This is a genomic window from Amycolatopsis sp. lyj-346, assembly GCF_046548975.1.
Taxonomy (GTDB): domain Bacteria; phylum Actinomycetota; class Actinomycetes; order Mycobacteriales; family Pseudonocardiaceae; genus Amycolatopsis.
Map to the genome: position 1 here is coordinate 35,140 of NZ_JAJPWT010000006.1, position 22,513 is coordinate 57,652.

At 71.8% G+C, this 22,513-nt stretch carries 20 protein-coding genes and 1 pseudogene; 14 read left to right on the plus strand and 7 right to left on the minus strand.

Going from position 1 to position 22,513, the window contains the following annotated elements; translation table 11 throughout:
• Positions 1-124: 124 nt before the first annotated feature.
• The 7 genes from ACLJQE_RS20220 to ACLJQE_RS20250 all read left to right on the plus strand — a co-directional run bounded on the left by ACLJQE_RS20220 (position 125) and on the right by ACLJQE_RS20250 (position 9,989).
• Positions 125-4,018, plus strand: coding sequence for a Pls/PosA family non-ribosomal peptide synthetase (locus ACLJQE_RS20220; RefSeq protein WP_410640851.1), 3,894 nt, complete (start codon positions 125-127; stop codon positions 4,016-4,018).
• Between the two features lie 87 nt (positions 4,019-4,105).
• Positions 4,106-5,527 (plus strand): M1 family metallopeptidase, encoded by a 1,422-nt coding sequence (locus ACLJQE_RS20225; RefSeq protein ID WP_410640852.1) that lies wholly within the window; start codon positions 4,106-4,108, stop codon positions 5,525-5,527.
• A 221-nt stretch (positions 5,528-5,748) separates the two neighbouring features.
• Entirely contained in the window at positions 5,749-8,043 is a 2,295-nt protein-coding gene (locus ACLJQE_RS20230; RefSeq protein ID WP_410641150.1) for a glycosyl hydrolase family 95 catalytic domain-containing protein, read from the plus strand.
• Between the two features lie 24 nt (positions 8,044-8,067).
• Positions 8,068-8,220 carry a hypothetical protein gene (locus tag ACLJQE_RS20235; RefSeq protein WP_410640853.1) on the plus strand — a complete coding sequence of 51 codons (153 nt, stop codon included), beginning with the start codon at positions 8,068-8,070 and terminating at the stop codon, positions 8,218-8,220.
• Between the two features lie 262 nt (positions 8,221-8,482).
• Positions 8,483-8,677: a hypothetical protein gene (locus ACLJQE_RS20240; RefSeq protein ID WP_410640854.1), complete on the plus strand. Its 195-nt coding sequence runs from the start codon at positions 8,483-8,485 to the stop codon at positions 8,675-8,677.
• A gap of 93 nt (positions 8,678-8,770) precedes the next feature.
• Complete coding sequence (locus ACLJQE_RS20245; RefSeq protein ID WP_410640855.1) at positions 8,771-9,004, plus strand: hypothetical protein; 234 nt, start codon at positions 8,771-8,773, stop codon at positions 9,002-9,004.
• 67 nt (positions 9,005-9,071) lie between these two features.
• Positions 9,072-9,989, plus strand: a complete 918-nt coding sequence (locus ACLJQE_RS20250; protein ID WP_410640856.1) for a peptidylprolyl isomerase — start codon at positions 9,072-9,074, stop codon at positions 9,987-9,989.
• 75 nt (positions 9,990-10,064) lie between these two features.
• Here the strand turns inward: ACLJQE_RS20250 and ACLJQE_RS20255 are convergent, their stop codons facing one another.
• On the minus strand, positions 10,065-10,937 hold the full coding sequence (locus ACLJQE_RS20255) for a PDR/VanB family oxidoreductase (RefSeq protein ID WP_410641151.1): 873 nt from the start codon (positions 10,935-10,937) through the stop codon (positions 10,065-10,067).
• A gap of 10 nt (positions 10,938-10,947) precedes the next feature.
• The gene (locus tag ACLJQE_RS20260; RefSeq protein WP_410640857.1) at positions 10,948-11,568 is read right to left on the minus strand and encodes an MSMEG_1061 family FMN-dependent PPOX-type flavoprotein; all 621 of its coding nucleotides are present in this window, start codon (positions 11,566-11,568) and stop codon (positions 10,948-10,950) included.
• A 56-nt stretch (positions 11,569-11,624) separates the two neighbouring features.
• On the opposite strand from ACLJQE_RS20260, the gene ACLJQE_RS20265 reads away from it, so the two are divergent.
• The gene (locus ACLJQE_RS20265) at positions 11,625-12,242 is read left to right on the plus strand and encodes a TetR/AcrR family transcriptional regulator (protein WP_410640858.1); all 618 of its coding nucleotides are present in this window, start codon (positions 11,625-11,627) and stop codon (positions 12,240-12,242) included.
• On the opposite strand, the gene ACLJQE_RS20270 is transcribed toward ACLJQE_RS20265, so the two are convergent.
• Positions 12,232-13,512 carry a right-handed parallel beta-helix repeat-containing protein gene (locus tag ACLJQE_RS20270; protein ID WP_410640859.1) on the minus strand — a complete coding sequence of 427 codons (1,281 nt, stop codon included), beginning with the start codon at positions 13,510-13,512 and terminating at the stop codon, positions 12,232-12,234. The genes ACLJQE_RS20265 and ACLJQE_RS20270 overlap by 11 nt on opposite strands.
• A gap of 62 nt (positions 13,513-13,574) precedes the next feature.
• Positions 13,575-14,153, minus strand: coding sequence for a LuxR C-terminal-related transcriptional regulator (locus ACLJQE_RS20275; protein ID WP_410640860.1), 579 nt, complete (start codon positions 14,151-14,153; stop codon positions 13,575-13,577).
• A 23-nt stretch (positions 14,154-14,176) separates the two neighbouring features.
• Here ACLJQE_RS20275 and ACLJQE_RS20280 point away from each other — a divergent pair, with 23 nt between their 5' ends.
• A complete protein-coding gene (locus ACLJQE_RS20280; RefSeq protein ID WP_410640861.1) occupies positions 14,177-15,166 on the plus strand; it encodes a histidine kinase in 990 nt (329 codons plus the stop codon).
• Here ACLJQE_RS20280 and ACLJQE_RS20285 read toward each other — a convergent pair.
• Positions 15,108-15,839 (minus strand): polysaccharide deacetylase family protein, encoded by a 732-nt coding sequence (locus tag ACLJQE_RS20285; RefSeq protein WP_410640862.1) that lies wholly within the window; start codon positions 15,837-15,839, stop codon positions 15,108-15,110. The two genes, ACLJQE_RS20280 and ACLJQE_RS20285, sit on opposite strands and share 59 nt — an antisense overlap.
• Before the next feature lie 111 nt (positions 15,840-15,950).
• Between ACLJQE_RS20285 and ACLJQE_RS20290 the strand changes: the two genes are divergently transcribed.
• Both ACLJQE_RS20290 and ACLJQE_RS20295 read left to right on the plus strand, forming a co-directional pair.
• Positions 15,951-16,160 (plus strand): helix-turn-helix domain-containing protein, encoded by a 210-nt coding sequence (locus ACLJQE_RS20290; RefSeq protein WP_410641152.1) that lies wholly within the window; start codon positions 15,951-15,953, stop codon positions 16,158-16,160.
• 35 nt (positions 16,161-16,195) lie between these two features.
• A pseudogene (locus tag ACLJQE_RS20295) lies at positions 16,196-16,267 on the plus strand (Clp protease N-terminal domain-containing protein); the annotation flags it as partial.
• A gap of 678 nt (positions 16,268-16,945) precedes the next feature.
• Here ACLJQE_RS20295 and ACLJQE_RS20300 read toward each other — a convergent pair.
• Positions 16,946-17,752, minus strand: a complete 807-nt coding sequence (locus ACLJQE_RS20300; RefSeq protein WP_410640863.1) for an NAD-dependent epimerase/dehydratase family protein — start codon at positions 17,750-17,752, stop codon at positions 16,946-16,948.
• 40 nt (positions 17,753-17,792) lie between these two features.
• Positions 17,793-18,596, minus strand: a complete 804-nt coding sequence (locus ACLJQE_RS20305) for an IclR family transcriptional regulator (protein WP_410640864.1) — start codon at positions 18,594-18,596, stop codon at positions 17,793-17,795.
• A gap of 163 nt (positions 18,597-18,759) precedes the next feature.
• Between ACLJQE_RS20305 and ACLJQE_RS20310 the strand changes: the two genes are divergently transcribed.
• From ACLJQE_RS20310 to ACLJQE_RS20320, 3 genes are read left to right on the plus strand one after another with little or no spacing between them, the layout of a single operon-like run.
• A complete protein-coding gene (locus tag ACLJQE_RS20310; protein ID WP_410640865.1) occupies positions 18,760-20,268 on the plus strand; it encodes a sodium:solute symporter family protein in 1,509 nt (502 codons plus the stop codon).
• Positions 20,269-20,319: 51 nt separating this feature from the next.
• Positions 20,320-21,255, plus strand: a complete 936-nt coding sequence (locus tag ACLJQE_RS20315) for a 5-dehydro-4-deoxyglucarate dehydratase (RefSeq protein ID WP_410640866.1) — start codon at positions 20,320-20,322, stop codon at positions 21,253-21,255.
• On the plus strand, positions 21,255-22,511 hold the full coding sequence (locus ACLJQE_RS20320; RefSeq protein ID WP_410640867.1) for a glucarate dehydratase family protein: 1,257 nt from the start codon (positions 21,255-21,257) through the stop codon (positions 22,509-22,511). The genes ACLJQE_RS20315 and ACLJQE_RS20320 overlap by 1 nt, the downstream gene beginning before the upstream one ends.
• The last annotated feature ends 2 nt before the right edge of the window (positions 22,512-22,513 follow it).

The following is a 22,513-nucleotide window of genomic DNA, read 5'->3' on the forward strand; positions in this document are numbered from 1 at the left end:
AGCAGGTATGGTTGAAGGTCGGTTGCGGGCGCCTCATTCGGAGAGCAAGCCCGATTGAGGCTCCCGAAAGGTGAGTGGTGGGCTTGCGCGCCCGTGATTCCAAGCTGTCCGTGGTGAGTGGCCGATGACCGTCACCATCGAACCCACCGGGCCCGCCGAGGTGACGGCCGAAGTGACGCTCGCCCCGGTCGCCGACCGCGCCCTGTTCTGGTCCGGCCTCGGTGCCGGCGAACGCACCCTCCTCGACGTCCTGGCCGCCACCGCCGAGCGGCACCCGAACGCCACGGCGATCGACGACGGCACCACCACGCTGACCTACCGGCGGCTCCTCGAGGAGATCGACGCCTACGGGCGCCGCCTCAAGAGCTACGGCGTCGGCCTCGGCGACCGCGTCGGCATCCGGATCTCCTCCGGCACCGCCGAGCTGTACACCGCCATCCTCGCCACCCTGTCCGTCGGCGCCGCCTACGTGCCGGTCGACGCGGACGACCCCGACGAGCGCGCCGAGCTGGTCTTCGAAGAGGCCCAGGTCGCGGCCGTGGCGACCGACGGGGCCATCAACGTGCACTCCACGCCGGGTGGCCGCGAGGGCCGCCCCGGCCCGGGCGACGACGCGTGGATCATCTTCACCTCCGGTTCCACCGGCAAGCCCAAGGGCGTCGCGGTCACCCACGCGAGTGCCGCCGCCTTCGTCGACGCCGAAGCCGAGCTCTTCCTCACCGACGAGCCGATCGGCCCCGGCGACCGCGTCCTGGCCGGGCTGAGCGTCGCCTTCGACGCCTCCTGCGAAGAGATGTGGCTGGCCTGGCGGCACGGCGCCTGCCTGGTCCCCGCGCCCCGCGCGCTGGTCCGCACCGGCGTCGACCTCGGCCCGTGGCTGGTCGCGCAGGGCATCACCGTGGTCTCGACCGTGCCGACGCTGGCCGCGCTGTGGCCCGCGGACGCGCTCGAAGACGTCCGCCTGCTCATCTTCGGCGGCGAGGCCTGCCCGCCCGAGCTGGCCGAGCGCGTCGCCGTCGAAGGCCGCGAAGTCTGGAACACCTACGGCCCGACCGAGGCCACCGTCGTCGCCTGCGCCGCGCAGCTGACCGGCGACGGCCCGGTCCGCATCGGCCTGCCGCTCGCCGGCTGGCAGCTGGCCGTGGTCAACGACGACGGTGAGCCGGTCGCCATGGGCGAGACGGGCGAGCTCGTCATCGGCGGCGTCGGACTGGCCCGCTACCTCGACACCGAGAAGGACGCCGAGAAGTTCGCGCCGCTGCCGTCGCTGGGCTGGCAGCGCGCCTACCGCTCGGGCGACATGGTCCGTGCCGAAGCGGAAGGCCTGCTGTTCCTCGGCCGCCTCGACGAGCAGGTCAAGCTCGGCGGCCGCCGCATCGAACTGGGTGAGGTCGACGCCGCGCTGCAGGCCCTGCCGGGCGTGCAGGGCGCGGCCGCCGCGATCCGCCGCACCAAGGCCGGCAACCAGGTCCTCGTCGGGTACGTCGTCCCCGGCAGTGAGGCCTTCGATCACGACCAGGCCGCGACCCGCCTGCGCGAGCACCTGCCCGCCGCGCTGGTCCCGCTGCTCGCCGTCGTCGACGACCTGCCGACGCGCACCTCCGGCAAGGTCGACCGCAACGCCCTCCCGTGGCCGCTGTCCACAGTGGAGGCTTCCGGGCTGACCCCGACCGAGACCTGGCTCGCCGAAGGCTGGGCCGAAATCCTCGGCGTGTCGGTCGACAGCCCGAAAGCGGACTTCTTCACCCACGGCGGCGGCAGCCTGACCGCCGCGCAGGTGGTCGCGCGCATCCGCACCCGGCACCCGCAGGTGTCGGTGGCCGACATCTACGCCCACCCCAAGCTGGGTGCGATGGCCGCGGTGCTGGACGCGCTGAGCGGCCAGGCCACCGAACGCCGGGACATCGCGCCGACGAAGCGCCGCGCCGGGGTGATCCAGACCTTGCTGATGGTCCCGCTGATGGGCCTCGCCGGCCTGCGCTGGGCGACGCTGGCCGCCGCGCTGTCGAACGTCCTGGCCCTGCTCGGCTTCGCCTGGGCGCCGACGCTGAGCTGGGCCTGGATCGGCCTGGCGTGGGTGGTGCTGTTCAGCCCGGCGGGCCGGATCGCCATCGCCGCGGGCGGCGCGCGCGTGCTGCTGTCCGGCGTGCGCCCCGGCACCTACCCGCGCGGCGGGAGTGTCCACTTGCGACTGTGGACGGCCGAGAAGCTGGCGGAGTTCAGCGGCGCGGACAGCATTGCCGGCGCGTCCTGGATGACGACGTACGCCAAGGCGCTCGGCGCGCGGATCGGCAAGGACGTCGACCTGCACTCGCCGCCGCCGGTCACCGGTTTCCTCAAGCTGGGCCGCGGCGCCGCGATCGAGCCCGAGGTCGACCTGACCGGCCACTGGGTCGACGGCGACGTCGTGCACATCGGCAAGGTCCGCGTCGGCGCGGAGGCCCGCGTCGGTGCGCGCAGCACGCTGTTCCCGGGTGTCCGCATCGGCAAGGGCGCGGAGATCGCGGCGGGCTCGACCGTCAGCGGGGCCGTCCCGGCCGGGCAGCGCTGGGCCGGTTCGCCCGCCGCGCGCGTGGCGAAGGACGAGCGGGACGCGCTGAAGTGGCCGTCGAGCCGTCCGCCGCGGTCGCACTTCTGGGCCACCGTCTACGGCGTGACTTCGCTGGCCCTCGGCTTCCTGCCCGGCGTGGCCGCGCTGGCGGGTGTCGCGGTGCTGGGCTACGCGATCGCCGGTGCCCCGACGCTGCTCGAAGCGTTCACCCAGGCGCTGATCTTCGTGCCGGTCGCGACCGCCGCGTACTTCCTGGCGTACCTGCTGCTGGTGCTGATCGGCGTCCGGGCGCTGAGCCTCGGCATGGTCGAGGGCTACCACCCCGTGCACGGCCGCGTCGCGTGGCAGGTCTGGGCCACCGAGCGCCTGATGAGCATGGCCCGCGAAGGCCTGTTCCCGCTGTACGCCAGCCTGTTCACGCCGGTGTGGCTGCGGCTGCTGGGCGCGAAGGTGGGCCGCAACGTCGAGGTGTCGACCGTGCTGGCGCTGCCGAAGATGACCAAGGTCGACAGCGGCGCCTTCCTCGCCGACGACACCATGGTCGCCACCTACGAACTCGGCCACGGCTGGCTGCACGTCGCCCCGGCCCGGATCGGCAAGCAGGCCTTCCTCGGCAACTCGGGGATGACCGCGCCCGGCCGTTCGGTGCCCAAGCGCGGCCTGGTCGGCGTCCTGTCGTCGACGCCGCTGAAGGCCAAGAAGGGCTCGTCGTACCTGGGAATGCCGCCGCTGCCGGTGCGCCGTGCGATCGGCGACGCCGACACGAGCCGCACCTACACCCCGGCACTGCACCTCAAGGCGGCGCGGTCGCTGGTCGAGCTGTGCCGGATCATCCCGGTGATGTGCGGCGTCGCGCTGACCGTCGTGGTCGCCTTCGGCCTGCTGTGGACGGCGACGGCGTTCGGCTTCGGCGTGGCCGCGCTGCTGGCCGGGCCCGCCCTGCTGGCCGCCGGGATCGTCGCGGCGCTGACGGCGACGGTGATGAAGTGGCTGCTGGTCGGGAAGTTCCGCGAGGTCGACCACCCGCTGTGGAGCTCCTTCGTCTGGCGCAACGAGCTGGCCGACACCTTCGTCGAAGCCCTCGCGGTGCCGTGGCTGATCGGCTCGGTCGGCGGCACCCCGCTGCTGTCCGCCTGGCTGCGCACGATGGGGGTCAAGATCGGCCGCGGGGTCTGGCTGGAGACGTACTGGCTGCCCGAGGCGGACCTGGTGTCGCTGGGCGACGGCGCGACGATCAACCGCGGCTGCGTCGTGCAGACGCACCTGTTCCACGACCGGATCATGAGCATGTCGCGGGTGACCCTCGGCGAGGGCGCGACGCTCGGCCCGCACGGCATCGTGCTGCCGGGCGCCGGGATCGGGGCCCGGACGACGGTCGGCCCCGGCTCGCTGGTGACCCGCGGCGACGAGGTGCCCGCCGACACGCGCTGGCTGGGCAACCCGATCTCCGCGTGGCCGGGTAAGTAGAAAGTCACGAAGTGTCCACCTGGCTCGCCGGATTCACCCGTCCGTGCGAGCCTGGTGTGAGCACGCACGAGGAAAGGCTCGCCACGGGTGATTTCGAAGGCCCCCGCTCCCGCACCCGGCGCGGACACCTCCGGCGACCCCTACCTGCCCGCCCACGGCAACGGCGGCTACCGGACCCGGCACTACGACCTGAACCTCGACTACAAGGTCGCGCCGAACCGGCTGTCGGCGTCGGCGGTGATCACCGCGGAGGCGACGCAGGCGCTTTCCCGCGTCAGCCTCGACTTCGGCGAGTTCCGGATCAACCGCGTGCTGGTCGACGGGAAGGCCGCGAAGTACCTGAAGCGCGGCGCCAAGCTGCACGTCAAGCCGGCGAAGTCCATCCCGGCGGGTGCGGCGTTCACCGTCGAGGTCCACTACGTCGGCAACCCGCGCCCGGTGGGGAGCCGCTGGGGTGACGTCGGCTGGGACGAACTGACCGATGGCGCGCTCGTCGCGAGCCAGCCGGTCGGCGCGCCGTCGTGGTTCCCGTGCAACGACCACCCGTCGGACAAGGCGCCGTACCGGGTGAGCGTGACGACGGCGTCGCCGTACCTGGTCGCGGTCACCGGCACGCTGGTCGAGCGCACCACGTTGGCCAGCACGACTAAGTGGGTCTACGAGCGGCGCGAGCCGACAGCGACCTACCTGATGAGCGTGCAGATCGGCCGCTACGACGAGGTCGAGCTGACCGGCCGGGGCTGGTTCCCGCACGCGGGGGTCGGGCTGCGCCGGCTGAGCCTCGGCATCGGCCGCGCGAGCGGCCAGGTGGAGTCGATCTTCGAGACGGTGCCGCAGCGCGCGGCCGTGCCCCCGCGGCTGCGGCGCGCGTTCGAGCGGGACTTCGGGCGGCAGGGCCGGATGATGGAGTTCCTGCAGCGCCTGTTCGGGCCGTACCCGTTCGGCGAGTACGTCATCGTGGTCACCGATGACGACCTCGACGACCCGATCGAGGCCCAGGGCATGGCGATCTTCGGCGCCAACCACGTCGACGGCCGCCGCACCCACGAGCGGCTCGTGCTGCACGAGCTGGCCCACCAGTGGTTCGGCAACAGCCTGACGGTGGCCGACTGGCGGCACATCTGGCTGAACGAGGGCTTCGCGACGTACGCCGAGTGGCTGTGGTCGGAGGAGTCGGGCGGGCCGTCCGCTTCCGCGCTGGCCCGCGACTGGCACGCCCGCATCAAGGCCAAGCCGGCGGACGTCCGGATCGCCGACCCGGGGGTGGCCCGGATGTTCGACGAGCGCGTCTACAAGCGCGGCGGGTTGACGCTGCACGCGCTGCGGGCGGAGCTGGGGGACCCGGCGTTCTTCGCGTTGCTGAAGTCGTGGGCCGGGCAGTACCGGCACGGGCTGGTCACGACGGATCTCTTCGTGGCCGCGGCCGAGGCACAGGCCGGCCGCTCGCTGCGCGCGTTCTTCACCCGCTGGCTGGAGACGCCGGCGCTGCCACCGCTTCCCGGCGCCTGACCAACAGCGCCCCAATGTGGCCTTCGGTGCGTTCAACGCACCGAAGGCCACATTGGGGCGCTTGGGTCCTCCTGCGGGGGATTCATCGGATGTCTCTGCCGCTGTCTGGGTGAACTTCCCTGGCCTTTTGGGGTCCCCTCTGCAAGTATGGCCGGACGCCGCCGCATGATCTCGCCGAAACGTAGTATGAATTCGGAGGATGCTTCATGGACGGAGTGTTCATGGACGCGGTGTCCCGGCGGACGGTGCTCCGCTCTGCCTCGGTACTCGCCGGGGCCGCTGCCTTCGGGGGTCTGTGGGCCCAGGCCGCCCCACCCGCGCTCGCTGCCGGAGGCAATCCGCACCGGGACGTGGCCGAAGATGCGCGGATGGTCTGGCGGCGGCTGCCGAAGAACTGGCAGGAAGGCCCGTTCCTCGCCAACGGCCACCTCGGCGCCCAGGTCTACGCCGGGAAGACGCCGCAGGTGCTCAAGGTGGTGCTCAGCCACACCCAGGTGCAGGACCAGCGGATCCAGTGGGAAGCCGGCATCGGGCTCTCGCGCCTGCCGATCGGCTACCTCACGCTCACGTTGGCCGGCGCGATCACCGCCGTCGACTGGACCCTCGACCTCTACAACGCCGAGCTCGGCGGCACCATCACCACGACGCAGGGCTCGGTCGCCTTCTCCGCCGTCGTGCACAACAACCTCGGCGTGCTGCTCGTTTCGCTGACGCCGAGCGCCGGCGAAGCGAGGGCCGCCTGGGCGTTCCAGCCGCTGGAGTCGGCGACCACCCGGACCGTCCGCAAGCCGCCCGAGTACGTCGCCAACCCGGCGCCCGAGCTCGGCTCCGGCTACTGCGCGCAGCCGATGCTCGCCGGCGGCGGGTACACCACCGCGTGGCAGGAACGCGCGATCGGGACGAGACGGCTGCTCGCCGCCACCGTCGCCTACAGCTTCCCGGGCACCACGCACACCGCGGACGCGCGCGAGGCCGTCCGGAAGGCGCTTGCCGCCCGTCCGGACGCGCTGCTCGCCCGCCATCGCCGCTGGTGGAACGACTACCACCGGCGCAGCTTCGTCTCGGTGCCGGACAAGCAGGTGCAGCGGTTCTACTGGATCCAGCTGTACAAGATCGCGGCCGCCACCCGCGCGGACGGGCCGGTCGTGTCCGAATGGGGGCCGTGGTTCCCCGAGGTCGGCAACAGCTGGACCGCGGTCTGGTGGAACCTCAACGTCCAGGTCACGTACCCGATCGTCAACAGCACCAACCACCCCGAACTCGACGCCGTGACCGAGACCTTCCGGCGCGACCACGCGAACCTCGAGGTGTCCGTCCCGCCGGCGTACCGCGACGGCGACACCTACGCCCTCTCCCACCCGGGTGACTGGCGGCTGCGTCCCGGCGGCACGCGCTCGGTGGGCGTCCCCGGGACGACGTCCAAGACCGACCAGACCGGGAACCTGCTGTGGGGCCTGCACAACGTCTGGCTGGCCTACCGGCACCACCTGGACCGGCGCGTGCTCCGCGACGTCCTGTACCCGACCCTGGCCAAGGCGCTCAACTTCTACCGCCACTTCCTGTTCACCGGTCCGGACGGCTCGCTGCACCTGCCGCTGACCCGGTCGCCGGAGTACGCCGACGCGCCCGACTGCACCTACGACCTGTCGCTGATCCGGTGGGCGGCCCGCACGCTCGTCGATTCCGCCCGGATCCTGGGCCTCGACGAGCCGCGGCTGCCGATCTGGCGGGAAATCGGCGCGAAACTCGTGCCGTACCACGAAGACCCCGCGAACGGCGTGCTGATCGGCGACGGCGTTCCCCTGGCCGCGTCGCACCGGCACTTCTCGCACCTGCTGTGGCTCTACCCGCTGCGGGAGAAGATCTGGGACGCCCCGGGCGACCGCGGCCTCATGACCCGCACCTTCACCCACTGGGCCGCCGACCAGACGGCGTGGCACGGCTACAGCTACGCGGCCGCGTCGTCGATGAGCTCGGTGATGGACGCGCCCGAGGAAGCTTTGCGCTACCTGAAGTTCTTCCTCGACCGGAACGTCGTGGCCGACACCGGGCTGACCGCGAACACGATGTACCGCGAGGGCTCCAACTTCGCCATCGAAAGCCCGATCACCGCCGCCCAGTCCGTTGTGGACATGCTGATGCAGGGTTCCGGTGGCGTGCTGAAGATCTTCCCGTCGGTGTCGGCGACCTGGCGCGACGCCTCGATCGCCGGGCTGCGCGCGGAAGGCGCGTTCCTCGTGGACGCCTCCCGCCGCGACGGCCGGACGGAATTCGTCCGCGTGCACAGCGAAGCCGGCGAGCCGCTGGTCCTGCAGCACGGCGTCGGCGGAGACGTCGACGTCCGCGACGAACACGGCCGACGGCTGCCGTGGCGGGCGGCCGGGCCCTGCCGGATCGCGATCGGGCTGCGCCGCGGCGGCACCGCCGTCGTCACCCCGCGGGGCGGGCGGCCGGACTTCGCACCGCGGGACGTCCCCGCGCTCGGTCCCGCGCCGGCGTGGGGCCTGCCGAGCTGAACTCCGCTTCGACGAGGAGGTCGAATGGACATCACCCGCAGAACCGTGCTCGCCGGGATCGCCACGGGGCTCACCCCGGGGTTCGCCGAAGCGGCACCCGGCAGCGACGGCTTCGGCTGGGCCGGGTTCCTGGGCACCGCGGACCTCTGCTGGCGGCGGCTGCCGAAGACCTGGTAGGAGGGCCCGTTCCTGGGCAACGGGTTCCTCGGCTCCGGCATCTACGCCGAGCCGGGGCGGAACGCCATCCGGTTCAACGTCCAGCACAGCCAGGTCCAGGACCGCCGCCCGGAGTTCGGCTCCCTGTTCGGCCTGGCCCGGCCTGCGTGCGATCGTCCACAACGGACAGTCGCTGCTCGCCGTCGAAATCCGGCCGAAGGGGAACGCGGGTTCGCGTGAGTGTTCCACCCCGCGGTGGCGGTCAGCCCGCGCGCCGACCCCGGTGTGGAACAAGCCGCCGCCCGCCGGGTACACCGCGAACCCGCCGGTGCAGCTGTCGGCGAGCGGAGACGCGCACCTGGCCGTCCAGCCGCTGGCCGGCGGCGAGCACGTGACGGCCTGGCGCGAGGTCACGCGCGGCGGCGCACGGACGCTGTACACGTCGGTGGCCTGGTCGCACCCCGAAAGACGTCGGTGACGCGGGCGCTGGGCACGGTCCGCCGGGCGGGGGAGTTCGCCGCGCTCACCCCGGACCACCGGCGCTGGTGGCGGGAAGACGCGCTGGCTGAAGGTGCACAGCGAAGCCGGGGCGCCGTGCGTGCTGCGGCCGGGCATCGACGGCGACCTCGCGGTGACCGACGCGCGCGGCCGGGCCCGGCGCTGGCGGCGGCTGGCGAACGGGGACGTCCAGGTCGAACTCGGGTGCGGCGAAGACGCGTTCGTCTTCCCGAAGGGGGATCGGCCGGACTTCGGCGTCCGGCCGGTCGCGCCGGGCGGGGCGAGCGTGCCGTGGGGTTTGCCGTGATCGGGTGTTTTCGCACGGGGGAGGTGACTTTGACGGCAGAATGGTGCTCTCCGACGAGGGAGCGTGGATGAGCGAGCCGGACGGCAGACCCGGGCACGGCCGACCGCCGCACCATTACCCGCAGTGGCAGCCACCGGTGCCGCCGAAGCAGCTGTCCCCGGCGGCCGTGGTGCTGGTCGCCGGGTCGGCCGTGGTCGTCGTGGTGATGGTGCTGGCGTTCCTGGCCTGGGGGTATCCCGGGTTCCTGCGTGAGCCGGACGGCGAAGCCGGCGTCGTGTTCCGGGCCACCACGCCGTCGAGTTCCCCGTCGAGTTCCCCGCCGGCGACCGTGGCCCGCCCGCCGGCCGCGATCCCCGGCGGCCGGGCGCCGATGCCGAAGCGGCCGAAGCCGCTGGCCGACCCGGTGACGTGCGCGTTCACCCCGGACCCCGGCGTGCCGGCGCCGAAGAAGGTCGCCCTGCCGCCCGACGGCCCGGCGCCGTCGGCCGGGACCGCCGACGTGCGGCTGGCGACGACCGCGGGCGCCATCGGCCTCACCCTGGACCGCGCGCTGGCGCCGTGCACCGTGGTGAACTTCCTGAGCCTGGCGAAGCAGGGCTTCTACGACGGCACGTCGTGCCACCGGCTGGCGGTGAGCACCGGACTGCAGATGCTCCAGTGCGGCGACCCGGTCGGCGACGGCACCGGCGGCCCGGGCTACACGATCCGCGACGAGGTGTTCCCGGGCCTGACGTACGGCCGCGGCGTCCTCGCGATGGCGAAGTCGACCGCCCCGGACTCCTGCGGTTCCCAGTTCTTCCTCGTCTTCGGCGAGATCGACATCCCGCCCGAGTACACGGTGTTCGGCAGCATCGACGACCCGGGCCTGCAAACCCTCGACGTCATCGCCCGCGCCGGAACCGACCCGGCCAAGCCCGGCATCGGCGACGGCAGCGGTCCCCCGAAGGTCCCCGTCACCCTCACCCACGTCACCGCCACCCCGTGACGGAACCGCCGACACGCGTGATTGCGAGGTCGACACGCGTGATCGAAGGGTCGACACGAGCTACCGGCTGATCGGTCAGAGGTCCAGCACGAGGCGGGGTGACCGCGCACGGGACACGCACGGGTACATCCGGCCCGGAGCGGCACCGATGTCGTCGCGGTGGTCGGGTTCGCCCGCGACGACCGCGACCTCGCAACTGCCGCACACCCCTTCCCGGCACGCCGACGGCACCGGCTTCCCGGCGTGGTTCAGCGCGTCCAGCAACGGCTCGTCCGCCGGGACCGGGATCGTCGTCCCGGATCGGGCGCACACCACCTCGAACGGGGTGGCGGGCCCGAACGTCCGGCGGGTGGGCTCGAAGCGTTCGGTGTGCACCCGCGGGAACGCCGCCTCGGCCGCGTCCACCATGGACGCCGGGCCACAGCAGTAGACGGCCGCGGCCGGGAACTCCCGGGCCAGCGCCGCGAGGTCCGGGCGGCCGAACCGGACGCGTTCGCCGTACTCCGCGGCGAGTTCCGCGGCGAACGGCCGGGTCCGGCCCGCGTACGCCAGCGTCACCGCGGCACCGGAAGCGACGGCGGAACGCAGCATCGGCACGATCGGCGTGATCCCGATGCCGCCCGCCAGGAACAGGTACTCCGGCGCCGGCCGCAGCGGGAAGTGGTTGCGGGGCAGCGAAACCGACAGCGTCCGGCCCGGCCGCAGGAACAGGTGGACGTACTCCGAGCCGCCGCGGCTCAGCGGGTCGTGGCGGACGGCGATGCGGTAGGCCGACCGGTCGCCGGGATCGCCGCACAGCGAGTACTGCCGCGTCAGCCAGTTCGGCAGCTCCAGGTCGATGTGCGCGCCCGGCTCCCACGGGGCCAAGGGGCCTTCGTCGCCGCGCAGGACCAGCGAGACGACGTCTTCGGTGACGTGCTCGACGCGCTCCAGGATCGTCTTCTGCATGTCCGTCATGTCAGTACAGCTTCCGGTAACCGGCTTCGAGCAGCTGGTCGAGCAGCGCCGGGTCGAGGTTCATCTTCTCGGCGGCGATCTCGCCTGCCGACGGCAGTTCCGCCGCCAGCGCCTGGCTCGCCGGGTCCCACAGGCGCGACCGGACCAGCGCGCGGCCGCAGTGGAAGTACACCTCGGCGACGTCGACGACGATCGCCAGGGCCGGCGCCTTCGCTTCGGTGCGCATCCGGGCGAGCACGTCCGGCTCGTCGGTGACGTACGCGCTGCCGTTGACCCGCAACGTCTCCCGCATGCCGGGGACGAAGAACAGCAGGCCGGCGCCGTCGTTCTCGGCGATGTTGCGGAAGGAGTCGGCAATCTTGTTGCCGGGCCGGTCGGGCAGCGCGAGCGTGCGCTCGTCGAGCACCTTGACGAAGCCGGGGTAGTCGCCGCGAGGGGAGCAGTCGGCGCGGCCCGCGGCGTCGGCGGTGGCCAGCGTCAGGAACGGCGAGTGCGCGATGAAGCGGCGGGCGTGGGCGTCGATGCGGTCGCCGATCTTGGCCTTGATCATCTCTTCCGGCTCGCCCAGCCGGGCCCGCACCTCGGCCGCGGAGACGCGGCGCAGTGTATTTGTGCTGGTCATGGCACAATTATGAGCAAATATTCAGGTCTTGACTACTCGCTTTCCCCGGAGGATCCGTGACGCCGGACCAGCGCCGCATCCAGCCACGTAAACAGCCGCGTCAGGTCCGCGCCGAGCTGACCCGGCAGCGGATCCTGACCGCGGCTGCTCACGTTTTCGCCGACCACGGCTACGCCGCCGGCACCACCAACCGCATCGCCGAGCGCGCCGGGATCTCGATCGGCTCGCTGTACCAGTACTTCCCGAACAAGGACGCGATCCTCGCCGAGCTGCTGACCCGGCACCTCGACGACGGCACGGCGGCCGCGGCGAAGGTCCTGACCGGCCCGCTGCCCGATTCGATCGAGGAGATTTTCCGCATCTTCGTCCGGCTCGCGGTCGACGCCCACCTCGACGATCCCCACCTGCTGCGCATGCTGCTCGAGCAGGCCCCGCGGTCGGACGAGCTGCTCGAGCGGGTCGGCCGGGTGAAGCGGACCATGGTCGGCCACACCCGCGCCCTCCTGGAGGGCCACCCCGAGGTCCGCGTCGCCGACACCGGAACGGCGGCCCGCCTGGTCATCGCGACGGTGGAGCTGGCCGTCCACGACCTGCTCGCCGAGCCGGATCCCGTCGACGCCCGGCGCCTCGAGGACGAGATGGTGGCGATGCTGACGCGCTACGTCACGGGGTGAACTGGTAGGCGCCCGCGTCGATCCGGGTGCCGATCGCGTTGCCGTCGACGTCGATGTCCGCGTACTTCGTGACGCCGAGGCCGATGGCCGGGCTGCCGGTCCTGAGGATCAGGTTCGTCGCGGAGGTGAACTTCGGATCGGCGACCTTGTCCGTGGCGCCCGGGGTGAACTGCCGCTGGCCGCCGAAGAAGACGTTGTGGTCGGTCGCGGTCCAGCCGGTGTCGGCGTACCCGACCTTCATCGCGGACTGGATCACGTTCTGGGTCAGCTTCAGCGTCTGGTTGGTGCAGCCGCCGTAGCAGACGAACCCTTCGGATTCGGCGTGGCCGAGCCGGAGGGAGTTGTTGCGGAAGACCGTGCCGGTCACCGGGCCGTTGCCGTCCTGGGCGCCGCGCGTCACGATGCCGCCGCGGGTCTTGGCGCCGAAGACCGCGTTGTACTCGTAGACGTTGTTGCGGGACACGCCGTCCGGGTCGTCCGCGTCGGTGCCGAGCTCGGTGAAGGACTCGTTGTCCTCGGAGATGTTGTGGTGGATGACGTTGTCCGAACCGTAGAAGATCTCGACCGCGGCGCCGTCGAGGCCGCCGAAGTCTTCGCTCACCGCGATCGACCCGCTGATCCGGTTCCAGCCGATGTCCGAGCCGTTGCCCTGCACCAAGATCGCGAAGGCGCCGGAGTCGTCGTTGCCACCCGGTGTCACGACGGTCATGTGGTTGTTGTCGACGAGGTCGTTCTGGGTGACCTCGGTGCCGTCGGCGCTCGGCGCGATGTAGACGCCCGCGCCGGCTCCGGTGATGTAGTTCGACAGGACCTTGTTGTGGTCACCGCCGACTTCGACGCCGGCCCAGGAGCAGCGCCCGGCGTCGGCCGCGACGCCGATCTGCAGGTCCTGCACGGTGGTGTAGTCGCCGGGCAGGGCGATGCAGGCCTCTTCGTTGCCCTGCACGATCGGACGTGCGCCGTCCCCGTACGCGCCGATGGTCACCGGCGCGGAGGCCGACCCCTTGCCGAAGACGGTGAGCCCGCCGGTCCAGGTCCGGCCCCGGCGCAGCAGCACGGTTTCGCCGGGCTTCAGTTCGGTCGCGGCGACCTTGGCGAGGGACTTCCAGGGCGCGGCCTGGGTCCCGGCGGCGTTGTCGTTGCCGAGGGTTTGGTCGACGTAGTAGGTGTTCGGCGCGGCGGCCGCTTCGGTGGCGGTGACCGTGGTGACCGTTGTGGCCGCGAGGGCGGCGAACACGCCGAGCGAGAGCAGTTTCCACTGGTTCGACATGGCGCGCGACGTTAACCCGGTGGCGTACACGGGCCGTACAAGTCGCGCCCGGCCCGGCCGTCTCAGCGGTCCCGGGCCACGAGTGCCGCCTGGGTGCGGCTGGTCACGCCGAGCTTGGCCAGCACGTTCCCCACGTGCACCTTCACCGTCCGCTCGGCCAGCCGCAACCGGACCGCGATGTCGCGATTGGACAGTCCTTCGCCCAGCAGCTCCAGCACGTCCCGCTCGCGCGGTGTCAGCGCACCGCCGGCGCTCAGTGCCGACGCCACCGCCGGGCTCAGTGCCGTCACGCCCTGGTGGGCCGCCCGGACGGCAGCCGCGAGCTCGTCGCCCGAGGCGTCCTTGAGCACGAACCCCGCCGCGCCCGCGCCGAGGGCTTCGCGGATTTCCCGGGGACGGCCGACCGTCGTCAGCATCAGCACGCGCGGGGCCGCGGGCCCGAGCCGGCGCAGCACTTCGAGGCCGTCCATCCCGGGCAGGTAGAGGTCGAGCAGCACGACGTCGGCCGCCACGGACGAGGAGAGCAGCTCCGGTCCGCTCGCGTACTGCGCGACCACGTCGAGGTCCGGCTGCGCGCCCAGGATCAGCGCGATGCCCTCGCGCACCAGCGCGTGGTCGTCGACGACCTGAACCCGGATCATGCCCCGCACTCTACTGTCGGGCCATGCGTCAGTCTCTCGTCACGACGGCGGCGGTGGCCGCGGTGTTCCTCGCCAGCGGGGCGTGGACGCCGCAGCAGGGGTGGCTCGCGGCCGGGCTCAGCGCGGCCCAGCTCGTCCCGCTGCTGTGGTCCCGCCGCGCGCCGGCCCTCGTGCTCGTCGTGGTGACCCTCGCGACAGCCGGGCACCTGCTGCTCGACCAGCCGCGCAACACGATGTACGTGCCGGTGCTGCTCGCCCTCTACAGCACGCCGCGGCGGTGGCTCGCGGCCACCGCGGCCCTGGTGGTCGGGGCCGCCGTGTTCCCGGCGAAGGGCCTGCTCGACGGCACGGTCCTCGCCGTCGCGATCGCCGCGGTGGCCTGGCTGCTGGGTGCCGAACGCCGTCGCGCGCTCGCCGACCGGGCCGAGCGGGCGGCCCGGCGGCTGCACGACACGCTCGCCCAGACCACGGCCGTCATGCTCGTGCAGGCCGAGACGCTGCGCGCGGTCGGCGACCTGACCGACGCCGACCGGGCCCGCCTCGACACCCTCCTGGCGGCCGGCCGAGGCGCGCTCACGCTCGTCCGCCGCACGCTGGACGACCTGCGCGACGACGCCGACCGCGCTCCGGACCTCGCCGAGGTGCTGGCCCGGCTCCGCACCGCCGGACTGGTCCTCGACCGCGACCCGGTGCTGCCCGAACTGTCGCGCCCGGTGCGGGAGCTGGCCGAGCGGTTCATCGCCGAGACGGCGGTGAACGCCTTGCGGCACAACGGCCCCGGCGTCCGGCTGCGCCTGGACGTCCGAGCCGGTGAGCGGGTGACGATCACAGCGCGGAACGCGCTCAAGGGAACGTCACCTGCAGGCGGCGGCTACGGGCTGGCCGGGCTCGCGGAGCAGGCCGCGGCCGCCGGGGGCGCGCTGATCCACGGCCCGCGGGACGGCGAGTGGGTCGTCAGCGTCGAGCTGCCAGCAGCTGCGACACGGTCACGAACCGGTAGCCGCGCTGCTTGAGCCCGTCGAGGACCGGGCCGAGCGCGAGGCGGGTCTGCTCGCGTGCCGGGTACATCGCGTGCAGCAGGATGATGGAACCGGGCCGCACCTGGCCGATGGTGTCCTGCTCGATGGTGGCGGCACCGGGGATGCCGGCGGAGTCCGGTTCGACGTCCCAGGTGATCGTGACGCGGTTGTGCGCGGCGAGGTAGCGGGGGAGGGCGAAGAGCTTCTTGCCGTTCGGCGGCCGGAAGTGGATGTCGCCGGTGTAACCGGTCGTGCGGATCAGGGCGTCGGTGGCTTCGATCTCGTCGGCCACCCAGGACGGCGTCACGCCGATCATCCGGTCGTGGCTGAAGCTGTGGTTGCCGATCTCGTGCCCGGCGGCGGCGATCTCGCGGGCGAGGTCCGGGTGCGCGGCGATGTCCCGGCCGATGAGGAAGAAGGTCGCGGGCACCTGACGGCTCTTCAGCGTGTCCAGGATCGTGCTGGTGCCCGCGGGATCGGGCCCGTCGTCGAAGGTGAGGGCGACGATCTTCTCGCTGGTTTCGACGCGGTTCACGAGGGTGCCGAAGAACTGGAACGTCCGCGAGCCGGCGACCTGCAGCAGCGTGTAGGCGCCGGCGAGGACGACGACCAGCAGGCTCGCCACGACGATCGTCCACTTCCGGGCGCGGCGGGATTTCAAGATCATGGCCGCCACCCTGGCGGGGCCGCCGGAGCGGGGGAAGCCGCAAAGGTACTAGTACCCCGTCAGCATGTGTTGACGACCTCGCGGATGTCAGCATATGCTGACGCGGTGACCTTGCCGACCGACCTCGACCACGCCGTGCGCAGCACCGATCCGGACGTCGCACTGCGGGCCGTCGCGCGGCTGCGGCGGCTGACCGAGCAGCTCGAAGCCGACCGGGTGGCGGCCGCGCGGCGGGCCGGCTGGTCGTGGCAGGACATCGCCGAGCGGCTCGGCGTCACCAAGCAGACCGTGCACCGCAAGCACCGCGGCCGGGAGGGCTGATGTTCCAGGGTGACCACCCCGCGGTGGGGCGGGCGATGATCCGGGCGTACCGGCTCGCACAAGAGCTCGGGCACCCCCGGGTCGGCAGCGAACACCTGCTGCTCGCCCTCACCGAAGGGCCACTGTCCGGGCTCGGCGGCATCGAGCAGGTTGTGCGCCGGGCCGCCCCGGACGGCGCGGGCGTGGCCGCCGACCGGGAGGCGCTGGCCGCGCTCGGCGTCGACCTCGGGCCGCTGCCGGGTGCGCTCGCGGACCGGCCGCCGTCCAAGGAGTTCGTGTTTCCGCTGGGCGCGGGAAAGGCCCGGCGGCGGTGTGCCAGGGCCGAGCCGCCGATCGGCCTGGATGTCCAAGCCGCTTACGCCGCATCCCTGCGGCTCGCGCTCGCCCGCCGGGAACGCCGGCACCGCGTCGAACACCTCGCCTTGGCGCTCGTCGCCCTCGATCCCGGCGCCGACTGGGTGATGCGTGCCGCCGGCGTCGACCGCGGGGAACTGCTGGCCCGCCTGGCCGCGACCTTCCCGCCGCCACGGCGCAACCGGCTGCTGCGAGCCGAGCGCCGGATGGGGCGCCGGTCCCGGTGTGGTGACATCGTGCGGCGCTACCAGCACACGACGGGCCGCACGGCGGTCGCACCGTCAGCGCTGACCGCCCTGGGTGCACTGAACTTCTGGCCCGCTTGTTGTCCGGTCGCCAGCGCCCCAATGTGGCCTTCGGTGCGTTGGACGCACCGAAGGCCACATTGGGTGCGTTGGACGCAACCAAGGCCACATTGGGGCGCTGGGGACTCAGAGCGGGTTGAAGACGCCGAGGGGTGCCGTGCAGAACGGGCCGCCGACGTACTCGGCGGCCGGGCCGGTCGGGGCCGGCTTCGAAGCCAGCTGGTCCGCGTACACCTCCGCGTCGTCCAAGGACTTGTAGCCCAGCGCTTCGGCCTCTTCCAGCGAGTAGATCCGGCGCGTGTTGTCCGAGACGCCCCAGATCAGCCGGTACCCCGGTGAAGGCGCCGAGAGACACGCCTCGAACAGCCGCGCGCCGTCGTCGGGGGAGAGCCACGTCGCCAAACCACGCGGTCCCAGCGGCAACGGTGTCTCGAAGCACGAGCCGATCCGGATGACGATCACGTCCATGCCGAACCGGGAGTGGTACAGGCTCCCGAGCGCTTCGATCGCCGCCTTCGAGACGCCGTAGTACGTGTCCGGTCTCGGTGAGGAGTCCGCCGGGAGGTCGGAATCCACCCGGCGGAAGCCCACCGCGTGGTTGCTGGACGCCAGGATCACCCGCCGGATCCCGGCGGCCTGCGCCGCTTCCAGGACCTTTTGCGTCCCGTTGATGTTGACGTCGAGGGTGGCTTCCCAGGAGTTCTCGCGGCTGTGCCCGCCCAGGTGGATCAGCGCGTCGACGCCCTCGCACGCCGCGGCCATCGCCGCGGCGTCGGTGACCGAAGCGGTCACGATCTCCTCGCTGTCGGAAGACGCCGTCTGCGGGGCCAGGTCGAGCAGGCGCAGCACCCGGCCGGGGCGCCGCAGGCGGGGGCGCATCAGGGTGCCGACGACGCCCGCCGACCCGGTGATGAGCACGCGCTGGTCCGTCATGGGGTTCCTTTCACACAGAAGGACTACTCACACAGAAGAGTTAACGGATGCCGGCCCGGCGCAGCTGCTGCCCGAGCTCGGCGGTGGTCTCGGCGAGCAGCTCGCCGACGCGGCGGGCGTCGTCGTCGGTCACCTGGGCGATCGGCATCGAGCAGCTGATCGCGTCGGTGCCCGGGATGCGGTAGGGGATCACCGCGGCGACGCACCGGACGCCCAGCGTGCCTTCCTCGACCTCGGCGGCGTACCCGCGTTCGCGGGTGGCGGCGAACTCGGCGTGCAGGGCTTCGAGCGTGGTGATGGTGTTCGGGGTCAGCGCGGGCAGCGTCGACGGCATCAGCGCTTCGATCTCGTCGTGCGTCAGTTCGGCCAGCAGTGCCTTGCCCAGCGCGGTCGCGTGCGCGGGCAGCGTGCGCCCGACGCGGGAGACCAGGTGCGTCGAACGCTGTGACTCGCGCGTTTCCAGGTAGACGACCTCGGTGCCGTTGCGACGCGCGAAGTGCGCGGTGAAGCCGGTTTTCTCCCGGATGCGCTCCAGTGCTTCGGTGGCGAACGGGACGACGGCGTCGCGGTCCAGGTACGCCGTGCCGCAGATCAGCGCGCGGACGCCGAGGCGGTAGCGGGCGGTGTTGGCGTCGGCCTCCAGCCAGCCGGCTTCCAGGAGCGTCCGCAGCAGGCCGTGCAGCGACGAGCGCGGGAAGCCGGTGCGGGCGTGCAGGTCCGACAGTGACAGCCAGACGTCGTTCGCCGCGAACGTCTCGATGAGGTCGACGGCCCGGCGCGCGGACTTGACGCCCGAGGACTCGGCCGGGGCGCTCTCCGCCGCGTTGTCCACCTTCTGCGGCATTTGTGCTCCTCCGTCCGGCCGTTGACTTGTGACCCCGGCCATATTAGCGTCCGAACAACGTTCTTATAGATGAACATAATCACTATAACAGACTCCGTTCATAGATGTGAACACCTGCGAGCCTGGGGGACCACATCGACGTGGACGCGGAAGGGAGCCTGCGGTGCACGCACTCGACTGGACGATGATCTGCGCGTACTTCGCGCTGATGATCGTGATCGGCTGGTGGTCGCACAAACGGGTCAGCGATGTGAAGGACTTCTTCACCGCCGGCGGCAAGATGCCGTGGTGGCTGGCCGGCATCTCGCACCACATGTCCGGCTACAGCGCCGTGCTCTTCGTCGCGTACGCGGGCGTCGCGTACACCAGCGGCGTCACCGTGTACTTCTGGGGCTTCGCCAGCATCGGCATCGGCGTGGGCATCGGCAGCTGGCTGTTCGCGGCCCGCTGGAACCGGCTGCGCTCGAAGCTCGGCGTCGCTTCGCCGCTGGAGTACCTGGCCAAGCGGTACAACGTGCCGACGCAGCAGGCGCTGGCCTGGAGCGGCAGCCTGCTGAAGATCTTCGACATCGCGGCCAAGTGGTTCGCTGTCGCGACGCTGCTGCACGTGTTCGCCGGGCTGGACTACAACCTCGGCATCCTCATCACCGGCGCGGTCACCCTGATCTACTGCACCATCGGCGGCCTGTGGGCCGACGCGCTCACCGACTTCGGCCAGTTCGTCATCCAGGCCGTCGCCGCGATCGTGATGATCGTCGTGGTGCTGGGCAAGCTGGGCGGGATCTCCGCGCTCTGGACGATGTGGGACAAGCTGCCCGCGGGCCACGTCGACCCGGTGACGTCCAGGTACACCACCATCTTCCTGCTCATCTACGTGCTGGTGAAGACGCTGGAGTACAACGGAGGCATGTGGAACCTGGCGCAGCGGTACATGGCCGCGCCGAACACCCACGAGGCCAAGCGCAGCGCGCGGCTTTCGTCCGCGCTGTACCTGCTGTGGCCGCTGGTGCTGATGTTCCCGATGTTCGCGGCGCCGCTGCTCATCCCCGGCGTCAAGGACCCGACGCAGTCGTACGCGATCATGACCACGACGTTCCTGCCGCCGGGCCTGATCGGCCTGGTGCTGGCCGGCATCTTCTCGCACACCATGGCGATGGTCTCCTCCGACGCCAACGCGATTTCCGCGGTCATCACCCGCGACATGATCCCGGCGATGTTCCGCCGGACCCGGCAGTGGACCGACGTCCAGGGCCTGAAGGCGGCCCGCGTCACCACGGTGATCTTCGTCGCGCTGACCATGCTCGTGGCCACCCAGGCGCAGAACCTCGGCGGCGTGCTGCAGATCGTCGTCAACTGGGTGGCCGCGCTGATGGGCCCGATCTCGATCCCGCTGCTGCTGGGCATGCTGCCGTGGTTCCGCAAGTGCGGCCCCCGGGCGGCGCTGATCTCCTGGGCGGGCGGCCTGATCGACTACGCACTGGTGTACTACGTCTTCGAGGCGAACCAGACCGTGCTCGTCGCGACGCCGATCCTGGTCTCGCTCGCGCTCTACGTCGGCCTCGGGCTGCTCGCCCCCGAGCGCAGTGCAGTCGCCGATGAGATCGTCGACACCGTGAACAAAGCCGACGACGACGTCGACCGGAAGCAGGAAGGCACGACCGTGCCCGCCTGAGCCAGGCCAGACCCGGCCGAACCCGAAAAAGGACGAGAGAGCAGAAAACAGATGGCACAGAACGAGATCGAGCTGGACGGCCTGCTGGCGTTCCCCCTCACCCCGTTCACCGAGGACCTCGAGGTCAACCTCGACGCGCTCGCGGAGAACGTGGAGAGCCACATCGCGGCGGGCGCCGGTGCGCTGTTCGTGGCGTGCGGCACCGGCGAGTTCAGCTCGCTCTCGCCCGCCGAGCACGCCTCGGTGCTCGCCCGGGCCCGGGAGGTGGCCGGCGGCCGTGTCCCGGTCTGGGTGGGCGCCGGGGGCGGTGCGGCGTCGGCGCGGGCCGGCATCGCGGCGGCTCAGGCGGGTGGCGCGGACGGCGTCCTGCTGCTGCCGCCGTACCTCGTCACCGGGCCGTCGGCGGGCCTGGTCGACTTCGTCCGGTACGCCGTCGGCGACTCGTCGGTGCCGGTCATCGTCTACCACCGCGGCACCGGCGTGTTCACCGCGCCGGCCGCGGTTTCGCTGCTGGACATCCCGTCGGTGGCCGGGCTCAAGGACGGCTACGGCGACGTCGAGGCGATGACCCGGATCGTCACCACGATCCGGGCACTGGACACCGAGCGGGCGCGGGACTTCCTGTTCTTCAACGGGTTGCCGACCGCGGAGGTCTCGGCCAAGGCGTACGCCGCGATCGGCGTCGCCCGGTACTCCTCGGCCGTGCACTGCTTCGCGCCGGAGATCGCGCACCGGTTCCACCGCGCGCTCGGCGAAGGCGACACGCGGGTGATGGACGCCCTGCTGACCGGGTTCTACCTGCCGCTGGTGGCGTTGCGGGACGAGACGCCCGGCTTCGCCGTCTCGCTGGTCAAGGCCGCCGCCCGGCTGCGCGGCGACAAGGTCGGCCCGGTCCGGCCACCGCTGGTCGAGCCGACACCGGAGCAGATCCGCCGGCTGGAGAAGGTCGTGGAGGACGGTTTCCTGACGCTGAAGGGGCTCGGCTGATGCAGATCCTCGACGTGGTGCTGACCCCGGTCGCGTTCGCGGACCCGCCGCTGCTCAACGTCATGGGCGTGCACGAGCCGTTCGCGCTCCGCAGCGTCGTCCAGGTCAAGTGCGAGGACGGGATCGTCGGGCTCGGCGAGTCCTACGGCGACGACGCCTTCCTCGGCGAGGTGCGCAAGGTGCTGCCGCGGCTGCGCGGCCACGACGTGTTCGACCTGCCCGGCCTGCAGCGGCTGGTGGCGGAAGCGCTGTCGGAGACGGTGCTGACCGACGCGCACGGCCTGATCGGCGGGTTCTCCATCCGCAAGACGATCGCGAGCGTGTACTCGCTGTTCGAGGTCGCCTGCCTCGACGCGCAGGGGCGCTGCCTGGGCCGCCCGGTGACCGACCTGCTCGGCGGCCGGGCCCGCGACGCCGTCGAGTTCTCCGCGTACCTGTTCTACAAGTACGGCAAGCACATCGACGGCCGCGAAGACTCCTGGGGCGAGATCACCACGCCCGAGACGCTGGTCGGGTCGGCGAAGCGGATGTTCGACGAGTACGGGTTCAAGTCGATCAAGCTCAAGGGCGGGGTCTACGAGCCCGCTCAGGAGATTGACGGCGTCCGCGCGCTGGCCGAGGCGTTCCCCGGGCACCCGCTGCGGATCGACCCGAACGGCGCCTGGACGGTCGAGACGAGCATCCGGGTGGCGGGTGAGCTCGACGGGGTGCTGGAGTACCTGGAGGACCCGACGCCGGGCATCGAGGGCATGGCACGGGTCGCCGAGCAGGCGTCCATGCCGCTGGCCACCAACATGTGCGTGGTGAACTTCGGCGACATCGAGCCGGGCTTCCGGGCGCGGGCGATCGGCGTGCTGCTGTCGGACCACCACTTCTGGGGCGGGTTGCGCGCAACGCAGGCGTTGTCGGTGACGTGCGAGAGCTTCGGCGTCGGCCTGTCGATGCACTCCAACAGCCACCTCGGGATCAGCCTGGCCGCGATGGTGCAGGTCGCCGCGGCGACGCCGCACCTGACCTACGCCTGCGACACGCACTGGCCGTGGAAGGTCGAAGACGTCATCGAGCCCGGCGTGCTGGAGTTCCGGGGCGGAGCCGTCGCGGTGCCGACGACCCCCGGGCTCGGCATCACCCTCGACGAGGACGCGCTGGCGAAGCTGCACGAGAACTACGTCCGATGTGGACTGACGAAGCGGGACGACGGGACCTACATGCGGAACTACGTTCCCGGGTTCGAGCCGAACACGGCGAGGTGGTGAAC

Excerpts from the sequence above, each read along its gene's own strand:
- ACLJQE_RS20255 (WP_410641151.1), bottom strand. The coding sequence starts at position 10,937 with ATGCAGAAGACGATCCTGGAGCGCGTCGAGCACGTCACCGAAGACGTC.
- ACLJQE_RS20285 (WP_410640862.1), bottom strand. The coding sequence starts at position 15,839 with ATGATCTTGAAATCCCGCCGCGCCCGGAAGTGGACGATCGTCGTGGCG.
- ACLJQE_RS20270 (WP_410640859.1), bottom strand. The coding sequence starts at position 13,512 with ATGTCGAACCAGTGGAAACTGCTCTCGCTCGGCGTGTTCGCCGCCCTC.
- ACLJQE_RS20235 (WP_410640853.1), top strand. The coding sequence starts at position 8,068 with ATGGACATCACCCGCAGAACCGTGCTCGCCGGGATCGCCACGGGGCTC.
- ACLJQE_RS20320 (WP_410640867.1), top strand. The coding sequence starts at position 21,255 with ATGCAGATCCTCGACGTGGTGCTGACCCCGGTCGCGTTCGCGGACCCG.
- ACLJQE_RS20220 (WP_410640851.1), top strand. The coding sequence starts at position 125 with ATGACCGTCACCATCGAACCCACCGGGCCCGCCGAGGTGACGGCCGAA.
- ACLJQE_RS20305 (WP_410640864.1), bottom strand. The coding sequence starts at position 18,596 with ATGCCGCAGAAGGTGGACAACGCGGCGGAGAGCGCCCCGGCCGAGTCC.
- ACLJQE_RS20275 (WP_410640860.1), bottom strand. The coding sequence starts at position 14,153 with ATGATCCGGGTTCAGGTCGTCGACGACCACGCGCTGGTGCGCGAGGGC.
- ACLJQE_RS20250 (WP_410640856.1), top strand. The coding sequence starts at position 9,072 with ATGAGCGAGCCGGACGGCAGACCCGGGCACGGCCGACCGCCGCACCAT.
- ACLJQE_RS20260 (WP_410640857.1), bottom strand. The coding sequence starts at position 11,568 with ATGACCAGCACAAATACACTGCGCCGCGTCTCCGCGGCCGAGGTGCGG.
- ACLJQE_RS20280 (WP_410640861.1), top strand. The coding sequence starts at position 14,177 with ATGCGTCAGTCTCTCGTCACGACGGCGGCGGTGGCCGCGGTGTTCCTC.
- ACLJQE_RS20315 (WP_410640866.1), top strand. The coding sequence starts at position 20,320 with ATGGCACAGAACGAGATCGAGCTGGACGGCCTGCTGGCGTTCCCCCTC.
- ACLJQE_RS20300 (WP_410640863.1), bottom strand. The coding sequence starts at position 17,752 with ATGACGGACCAGCGCGTGCTCATCACCGGGTCGGCGGGCGTCGTCGGC.
- ACLJQE_RS20230 (WP_410641150.1), top strand. The coding sequence starts at position 5,749 with ATGGACGCGGTGTCCCGGCGGACGGTGCTCCGCTCTGCCTCGGTACTC.